We start from the raw sequence: 314 nt of genomic DNA on the forward strand, positions 1-314 counted from the left end.
GGCCTGGCGCAGGCGTTCGTCGTCGGCGCCGCCCTGCAGCTCGACCAGCCAGCGCACGGCCTGTTCAGCCACCTGCGGCGGCACCTTGGGTGCGGCGGGCAGGCTCATGGCAGCTCGGCGAAGTAGCAGCGTTGCGCAGCCTTGAGCATGTAGCGCTTGACGCTGCTCAGGGAGATGCCCAGCTGCGTGGCGATCTCGGCGTAGCCCAGGCCGTCGAGCTGGGCCAGCAGGAAGGTCTCCTTGGCCAGCGGCGGCAGACCGTCGAGCAGACGGTCCAGCTCGACCAGGGTCTCCAGGACGATGGCGCGGGTCTC

General features: G+C 70.4%; 1 protein-coding gene. It reads right to left on the reverse strand.

What is annotated here, in order from left to right; genetic code table 11:
* Positions 1–104 precede the first annotated feature (104 nt).
* Positions 105–314: sigma factor-like helix-turn-helix DNA-binding protein (locus tag ACLJNW_RS24110; RefSeq protein ID WP_410961206.1), on the reverse strand; the 210-nt coding region annotated here is incomplete at its 5' end.

Origin of the sequence: Salmonella sp. SAL4457 (assembly GCF_046548235.1) — a bacterium.
GTDB classification, from domain to species: domain Bacteria; phylum Pseudomonadota; class Gammaproteobacteria; order Enterobacterales; family Enterobacteriaceae; genus Salmonella; species Salmonella enterica.